The following is a 778-nucleotide window of genomic DNA, read 5'->3' as shown; positions in this document are numbered from 1 at the left end:
GGGCAGTTGCTTCATCAGCAATATTACCCTGCAGCTTCTGGTCTGCTGCATCGCGGGCAGTTGCTTCTGCAGCAATGTCCTTCTTGCTAGCAGGAATCATGCTAGCAGGAATATCCGGTAGCTTCCACAATTGAGCATTTTCCAATTGTGAAATTCTTGCTGTTTTTGAATTAACGCCTTGTCTTACTTCGTTAAATTCCTGATCCGAAACTTCAGCAAATACACTGCCACCGAACATGGTAGCACCCATCAAACCGGCCAAAATTGCTGTCGTTAATTTTTTTCCTGATAATTTCATACTCGTTTTCTCCTTATTTTCTTTCGAAAACCGTCATATATTTGTACCAGTAATGAATGATTAATGAGGACAATTACTAATATATAGCCCCGGGCAGCAAACAATCCGTATGGCAAATCCTACGATTGCCATTCCCATATGCTCTTAGGCAGGAGGAGTTTTGAGTACGAAAAAAAGACAGCATACGATTACACTGTCTCCTAAAATCATATGTATGAAGGCTCATCGCCATTTTCACCAGATTTAAAGCATAGTTATACCCCCCCGTGTATCTTTATGCATAGCACACAGAATCACTGCCTGTGAAGCTGCTAATACTCTACAAATCACACATTCGGGAGCCATACGGTTTCACCCCCCCTTCATAAAAAAATATTCATTACCTGTGCCTTATTATACTAAATAAAGAATCATTTGTCACGTTTCTATTTCATCCAAAAACGGTGCCCGAATTGCAATAATAAGTTGAACACCCGGCGA

The 778-nt window shown here is 40.9% G+C and carries 1 protein-coding gene; it reads right to left on the bottom strand.

All coding sequences use genetic code 11. The annotated features are described in order from the left end of the window. Positions 1 to 298 (bottom strand): hypothetical protein (locus M3200_RS07555; protein WP_288178224.1); only part of this gene is annotated, 298 nt, incomplete at its 3' end. Positions 299 to 778 lie beyond the last annotated feature (480 nt).

The sequence above is a fragment of the Dialister sp. CAG:357 genome (assembly GCF_000435155.1).
Taxonomy (GTDB): Bacteria; Bacillota; Negativicutes; order Veillonellales; family Dialisteraceae; genus Dialister; species Dialister hominis.
Note: the sequence above shows the minus strand (reverse complement) of the source record. Positions and strands in the feature narration are given on the sequence as shown.